The sequence below is a fragment of the Moraxella sp. genome, from assembly GCF_024227015.1.
GTDB lineage: Bacteria > Pseudomonadota > Gammaproteobacteria > Pseudomonadales > Moraxellaceae > Moraxella.
In genome coordinates this window covers 1-7,355 of the sequence record NZ_JAAELD010000002.1, presented here as the reverse complement: position 1 = coordinate 7,355, position 7,355 = coordinate 1, and the positions used below count along the sequence as shown (strand labels likewise).

The window sequence follows — 7,355 nt, the reverse complement described above, 5'->3', positions numbered from 1 at the left end:
CCACCAAAACCACCCATGTGCGGTGTGGGTGCGTGGCTCAAAGTCGCATTATGACTGGCTTTATCGGCTATTTATCGCCCTATGTGATGAATATACCCACCGCTATGGCAAGGTTCATCTGACCGACCAAAAACTCCGCCATATTCTGATAAATTGCCCCATCCCCACCGACACACCCTTTATCACACCCCCGCAGGTCATGCCCGAAGAGTATCAAGGCGATGAGACAGTCACTGCTTATCGTGCCTATTATCGCTGTGGTAAGGCGGATATTTTGGCATATACGGGTCGCCCAATTCCTGATTGGCTATAAATGCTTAAGTATTTAGATAAAAAGTAAAAAAGACGCACCGTATTGAGCGCGTCTTTTGTGGTCGGATCTAAAACGATGGATTAGCCCACAAATGCGCGCTCTAATACATAGTCAGCAGGTACGCCCATGCGTGGTGATACCGTCAGACCAAAATCATCTAGAATAGCAGCAGTGTCGGCATTCATCGCCATGCTACCGCAAATCATCGCGCGATCATCGTCTTTATTGATCGGCGGCAGCCCGATGTCTTCGAACAGTTTGCCTGATTTTAATAAGTCAGTCACACGACCTTGGTTTTTAAATTCGTCACGCGTTACAGTAGGGTAGTAGATGAATTTTTCACGCACCCATTCGCCAAAGATTTCATCATTTGGCAGCTCATTTTCAAAGAAATCACGATAAGCAAGATCTTCGACATGGCGCACACCATGCACCAAGATCACCTTCTCAAAGCGCTCATAAACTTCTGGTTCGCGCACCAACGACAAGAATGGCGCTAAGCCTGTGCCGGTAGCAAGCATATATAAATGCTTGCCAGGCAGTAGGTCATCTAATACCAGGGTGCCTGTTGGTTTTTTACTGACCAATAGCTCATCACCAACCTTGATGTGCTGTAGGCGTGATGTTAAAGGACCGTCTTGGACCTTAATGGAATAAAATTCAAGCTCTTCTGCCCATGCAGGACTGGCGATGGAGTAAGCGCGCACCAATGGCTTACCATCCACCATCAAGCCGATCATGGCGAATTCGCCGCTGCGAAAGCGCAAGCTGTCGCTGCGGGTGGTTTTGATGGTGAATAAGGTGTCTGTCCAGTGGTGAACATAAGTCACGGTTTCGCTGATGAATTTTGACATGAGGATTTCCAGACTGTATAAATGAAAATGAGTTTAATTTAAAGATAAAGTATAGCACAAAATTGGGCTAACACAAAATTTGTGCTATGATAGCGATTTTTGCCATGGACTGTTATTAACTTTTTGGCATAAGGAACCTATATTTTATCATAAACCGCCCAAAAACACCATGAACGCACACCATACTCTCCCCATCATCGGCCATCATCATTCGCCTTTAACTCAGAAATTTGGCATCCCTCGCCAGCCGAATTTGGTCGCCATAAAAAGCCATATTCGTTTTGTTGCGCCTTTTAATAATCCAGATGCTTTTGTGGGCATTGAGAATTATAGCCATCTTTGGATTCTGTGGCAGTTTCACCACAACAAAGAGCAGGCAAATTTCCGCCCGCAGGTGCGTCCGCCAAGGCTAGGCGGTAATGATAAAATAGGCGTATTTGCCACGCGTAGCATGTATCGCCCAAGTCAAATTGGTCTGTCGGTCGTGCAGCTTGATAAGGTGGAGATTGTTGATAATCAAGCGATTTTGCACATCATCGGGGCGGACATAGCGGATGGTACGCCAATCTTGGATATTAAGCCATATCTGCCTTATGTGGATGGCGTGCATGAAGCGATGGGATTTGATAAGCCGAGTGTGCGCGATGTGAAGATAAGCGAGCGGGCGAAGGGTGACTTTGAGGTGTTGATATCAAAAAATACCCTACAAAATGACGATAAAGACATTATCCTAAGCCTAATCGCCCAAGATCCGCGGCCTGCCTATCGCCAAAATGAAACGGGTGTGATGTGCAGCATGAGATATAAGACGGTCGATGTTGATTTTATGAGGGTTGATGATTCGCTAGTGATTGAGCATGTCAGGCAGGTTAACCCTTAAAAATACATTCTAAAAATCGCCAAGATTTGATATAATTTCCTGTTATTTATTAATTTTTTTAAGCTTAAGGTAATCATCATGGAAATCGCCCCATATCAAGAACAAATCAAAGACCTGACCGAACGCGGTCAAGGCCTTCGGAGGTATCTTTGACTTCGAAAGCAAAAAAGAGCGCCTAGAAGAAGTCAATCTAGAACTAGAAAACCCAGATATCTGGAACGACCCTGAGCTTGCCACCAAAATCAGCAAAGAAAAATCCGTTCTAGATGGTATCATCGGTGTTATCGAAGGATTGGATGCTGCATTAGAAGATGCAGCCGCCATGCTTGAGCTTGCGGTCGAAGAAGGCGACGAAAGCCTGCTTGCTGATGTGCAAGTCGAACTTGATGACGCGAATGTGAAAGTTGAAGACTTGGAATTTAAACGCATGTTTAGCGGTGAGATGGATGCCAACAACTGCTACCTAGACATCCAGGCAGGCTCTGGTGGTACAGAAGCCCAAGACTGGTCGGAGATGCTGCTACGTATGTATCTGCGCTGGTGCGAGTCGCATGGCTTTAAGGCAGAAGTTCTGGAAGTGTCTGATGGTGGCGTGGCAGGCATTAAGTCAGCAACCATTTCGGTCAAGGGTGATTATGCCTTTGGGTGGCTTCGTACGGAGATTGGCGTTCATCGTTTGGTGCGTAAGTCGCCATTTGACAGTAATAACGGTCGCCATACGTCATTCTCAGCGGTGTTTGTCTCCCCTGAGATTGATGATAATGTAGAGATTGACATCAATCCTGCTGACCTACGCATCGATACCTATCGTTCAAGCGGCGCGGGTGGTCAGCACGTCAATACCACCGACTCTGCCGTGCGTATCACGCACCAACCCACAGGCGTGGTCGTGGCGTGTCAAAACGAACGCTCTCAGCACGCCAACAAAGACACCGCGATGAAAATGCTCCGTGCCAAACTCTACGAGCTTGAAATGCAAAAACGCATGGAAAAACAACAAGCCCTAGAAGACAGCAAATCCGACATCGGCTGGGGATCGCAAATCCGTTCTTATGTGCTTGATGATTCGCGCATTAAGGACTTACGCACAGGTGTTGAGACATCTAATACAACGGCGGTGCTAAACGGCGATTTGGATAAATTTATCGTGGCAAGTTTGAAGGCGGGATTGTAATTTATAGGTATTAGTAATCAATATTAATGATTGATTTTTCTAATTGAAAATCAGTACAAATGTTGTAGCGAGCTATTTATTTTATTGCCATCTAATGCTAAAATCATCATAATTTACAGTATTTGTAAATTTATCGCCATTTTATTGGAATATTATTATCAAGAGGACAATGATTATGTCAATCGATCGTATTCGTCACGCGGGTCTGCGTGAGAAAGTAATGAGCGCTGATCAAGCGGCTGAGTTTGTTAAAGACGGCATGATGCTTGCCATCACAGGCTTTACAGGGGCGGGCTATCCTAAGGCGCTACCAACTGCCATCGCCAACAAGGCAAAAGCAGCACACGCCAAAGGCGACAAATTCAGCATCGGCATGGTGACGGGTGCATCTACCGCGCCTGAGTGCGATGGTGTATTGGCTGAAGCGAACGCGGTGCATTTCCGCTCTCCATTCCAATCTGATCCAACGCTTCGTAACGGCATTAACGCTGGTAACGTTGCTTATCAAGACATGCATCTATCGCATGTTGAACAGCAAATGCGCCAAGGCTTCTACGGTGAATTTGATATCGCCATCATCGAGGCGGCAGGCATCACTGAAGATGGTAAAATCATCTTTGCCATGGGTATCGGTCACGGCGTAGAAGCAGTTAAGAACGCTAAGAAAGTCATCATCGAGATCAACGCTGCACTAAGCGAAGGCCTAGAAGGCATGCACGACATTTATGGCGATGTTGGTCTACCACCTCACCGTAAGCCAATCCCTATCGTGGGTGCTTTTGACCGCATCGGCACGCCAGCGCTAGAGTGCGATACTGACAAGATTCTTGGTATTGTATTGACCAATTCAGGCGACCGTAACTCTAAGTTTGCAGAGCCTGATGATGTATCTAAGCGCATCGCTGCTCAGGTCATTGACTTCCTAGATCATGAAGTGAAAGCAGGTCGTCTACCTAAGAGCCTACTACCACTTCAGTCAGGTGTGGGTAACGTGGCTAACGCGGTAATGGCAGGTCTGCTAGATGCGCCATTTGAAGATTTGACTGGTTATACCGAAGTACTACAAGACGGTATGCTTGATCTAATCCTAGCTAAGAAGATGAAAACTGCTTCGGCGACCGCTTTGTCATTTAGCCCAGACGCGCTGGCTCGCTTCAACGAGAACATCGAATTCCTAAAAGACAAAATCATCCTACGTCCAATGGAAATCAGCAACAATCCAGAGCTGATCCGTCGTCTAGGTGTTATCGGCATGAACTCAATGATCGAAGCTGACATCTATGGTAACGTGAACTCTACCCACGTTATGGGTAATCGTATGATGAACGGTATCGGTGGTTCGGGTGACTTTACTCGTAATGGCTTCTTTAGCTTCTATGTCAGCCCATCTACTGCTAAGGGTGGTGCAATCTCTGCGATCGTGCCAATGGTATCACACCACGACCACACTGAGCATGACGTGATGTTCATCGTGACCGAGCAAGGTATGGCTGATCTACGTGGTAAATCTCCACGTCAGCGTGCGAAGCTAATCATCGAGAACTGTTCACACCCTGATTATCGCGACATGCTTCGTGATTACTATGATCGCGCTGAAGTAGCAAGCCAAAAAGCAGGTGGTATCCACACGCCGCATCTATTGCTAGAAGCGCTATCATGGCACCAACGTTTCATCGAAACTGGTGACATGCGTATCAAATAAGCTACCCGTTTATATACTAAAAACACCCAAGTTATCGCTTGGGTGTTTTTATTTGGTGCGCTTACAATATTAATTGTGCATCACATGATAGACGGGCATGCCGATGTCGCCATGAAGCGCAGGTAAGTCTAATAAAACCAATGCGCCGAGTACTTCATGGCCTGCTTTTTGGCATAGGGTCTTACTTGCCTTCAATGTGCCGCCTGTGGCCAGCACGTCATCAACTAGTAGCACCTTTGAGGCGGGCAGATCTGCCTTAATCTCCAGTGTATCATTGCCATATTCTAGCCCATAACTTTCTCTAAATACAGGTGGCGGTAGTTTACCTTGTTTACGGATTAACATGAGTGGTTTGCCTGTGCGCCCTGATAATAAGCTACCTATCACAAAACCACGAGCTTCAGTGGCGGCGAAGCATTCGACCGTGTTCATCAAATCGTCAGGCAAGGCTTTTAATAATTCGTCAATCAGCGCATCCACATGACCGTATAGCAGTGGTGTGATGTCATAAAAATCAATACCGTCTTTTGGAAAATTAGGAATGGTGTGGATAAGCTGCCAAAATGGATGATTGTTTGTCATAAAAGCACCAAAGAAAAGATATTAAAACCGCTCATTATACTAAAATTCTGCCATGAATTTATAGCCTTATATGAGCGAGCAATAAAAAATGCAGACCTTAAGATCTGCATTTTTATGAAGGGGCTAACTAGGCTTTTGATACGATCGGTTGATCATTCACCAGTGCATCAGGGTCACCTGCGATGCTTTCGCGTTTTACGAATAAGAAGAACGCAGCGGTCGTCAGCACGGTCAAGCCCACGCCGATGTACAGTGACAGCGTGTAATCAAGACCGAAGCCGATTTTGTTGTAGGCGAGGAATGTATAGCATGCAGCGCTCATGAAGATGGCTGGTAGCGTACATACCCAGTGGAACTTGCGATAGCGATACAGATAGCCTGCCGCTGTCCATAGCATCACCACAGCAACGGTTTGGTTTGCCCAGCTGAAGTAGCGCCATAGGATTTGGAAGTCTATTTTTGAGATGATATAGCCAATCACAAATAGCGGAATCGCAATCCAAAGACGCTTCATTAGCGTGCGCTGTTCCATGTTTAGGAATTCAGAGATGATCAGACGTGCTGCACGGAATGCTGTGTCACCCGAGGTAATCGGTAGAATAACCACACCAAGCACCGCAAATACACCACCAATCGCGCCTAGGTAGCCGATTGAGCTGTCATAGACGACTTTAGAAGGTGAGCCTGCCGAGATGGCTTCTTGTAGCGATACTAGGTCAGGGTAGAATGACAGACCAATTGCACACCAAATAAGCGCAATCACGCCTTCGGTAATCATTGCGCCATAGAAGATAAAGCGGCCTTCAGATTCGTTCATTGCACAGCGTGCCATAAGCGGTGTCTGCGTGGCATGGAAACCTGACAGTGCGCCACAAGTAATGGTTAGGAATAATAAAGGCCAGATTGGCAAATCGCCTTTAGGCTGGAAGTTCTGGAAGAAGCTTTCTACTGTCAGACCGCCCATGCTATTAAAGAAATAGCTCTCAGCAGTGCCAAGCTCGTTAGCGACTAGACCGTAAGTCATGCCAAGTGACATAAACAATAATAGACCACCAAAGAATGGATAAATACGGCCGATGATTTTATCAATTGGTAGCAAGGTTGCGATGATGTAATATATGAAAATGATCGCTGTCCATGCTACGATGATACTTTCTTTGGTTAGGCCAAAGGCGGTATTGGCAACATCGCCCGCAGCAGCTGTCACGCTTTCTGCATTATTGACAGAGATCGCGCCTGTTGCTTGGGTGCCAAACACATCTAGCGTGATTGAGCTTAATAGCTGAGCTGGGCTGGCAACGAATACCACACCAACCAGAATCAGCAGAACCACCGCAAGCAGGTTAATGAAGTGCTTAACTGGCGTGCCTAAGTATTTGCCCGTCAAATAAGGCATACTGGCGCCACCGTTACGCACAGACAACATCCCGCACATATAATCGTGTACCGCACCGGCAAAAATACAGCCGAGGACAATCCACAGCATCGCCACCGGTCCATAAAGCGCACCTAGAATCGGACCAAAGATCGGACCTGTGCCGGCGATGTTTAATAATTGAATAAGCCAAATTTTACCTTTTGACATCGGAACATAGTCCACGCCGTCAGCCATTGTGTAGGCGGGCGTGTTTTTGTTTGGGTTGATGACAAAGATTTTTTCGATGATTTTGCCGTAAACGAAGTAACCGATGACCAGTACGGCAACACAAAAAAAGAACCATAACATGAGTGTTATTCCTAAAGATCCATGACGATTGTCACAATAGATAACTGCTTAATTAGCGCAGTTTAATCACTGGCTAAAATAACTAAATTCTATACAATTGTAAAGCAAAAATTAACCAAAACAT

7 protein-coding genes are annotated in these 7,355 nt (G+C 46.1%); 4 read left to right on the top strand and 3 right to left on the bottom strand.

The window, feature by feature from the left end:
* On the top strand, nt 1-313 hold a 313-nt coding region (locus GY683_RS00040), incomplete at its 5' end, for a hypothetical protein (RefSeq protein ID WP_297286811.1).
* Nucleotides 314-393: 80 nt separating this feature from the next.
* Here GY683_RS00040 and GY683_RS00035 read toward each other — a convergent pair.
* Nucleotides 394-1,167, bottom strand: a complete 774-nt coding sequence (locus tag GY683_RS00035) for a ferredoxin--NADP reductase (RefSeq protein ID WP_297286810.1) — start codon at nt 1,165-1,167, stop codon at nt 394-396.
* A 169-nt stretch (nt 1,168-1,336) separates the two neighbouring features.
* Here GY683_RS00035 and tsaA point away from each other — a divergent pair, with 169 nt between their 5' ends.
* From tsaA to GY683_RS00020, 3 genes are all read left to right on the top strand, one after another.
* A complete protein-coding gene (tsaA, locus tag GY683_RS00030; RefSeq protein ID WP_297286809.1) occupies nt 1,337-2,047 on the top strand; it encodes a tRNA (N6-threonylcarbamoyladenosine(37)-N6)-methyltransferase TrmO in 711 nt (236 codons plus the stop codon).
* A 78-nt stretch (nt 2,048-2,125) separates the two neighbouring features.
* Nucleotides 2,126-3,221, top strand: a protein-coding gene (gene prfB / locus GY683_RS00025) for a peptide chain release factor 2 (protein WP_297286808.1) whose coding sequence is annotated in 2 segments (ribosomal slippage) — nt 2,126-2,197 and nt 2,199-3,221 — 1,095 coding nt in all. Because the reading frame shifts where the segments join, the coding sequence is not laid out codon by codon here.
* A 175-nt stretch (nt 3,222-3,396) separates the two neighbouring features.
* Nucleotides 3,397-4,923 carry an acetyl-CoA hydrolase/transferase family protein gene (locus GY683_RS00020; protein WP_297286807.1) on the top strand — a complete coding sequence of 509 codons (1,527 nt, stop codon included), beginning with the start codon at nt 3,397-3,399 and terminating at the stop codon, nt 4,921-4,923.
* Between the two features lie 69 nt (nt 4,924-4,992).
* Here GY683_RS00020 and GY683_RS00015 read toward each other — a convergent pair whose 3' ends face one another.
* Both GY683_RS00015 and GY683_RS00010 read right to left on the bottom strand, forming a co-directional pair.
* A complete protein-coding gene (locus GY683_RS00015; protein WP_297286806.1) occupies nt 4,993-5,505 on the bottom strand; it encodes an adenine phosphoribosyltransferase in 513 nt (170 codons plus the stop codon).
* 127 nt (nt 5,506-5,632) lie between these two features.
* Nucleotides 5,633-7,231: a carbon starvation protein A gene (locus GY683_RS00010; protein WP_297286805.1), complete on the bottom strand. Its 1,599-nt coding sequence runs from the start codon at nt 7,229-7,231 to the stop codon at nt 5,633-5,635.
* Nucleotides 7,232-7,355: the final 124 nt, after the last annotated feature.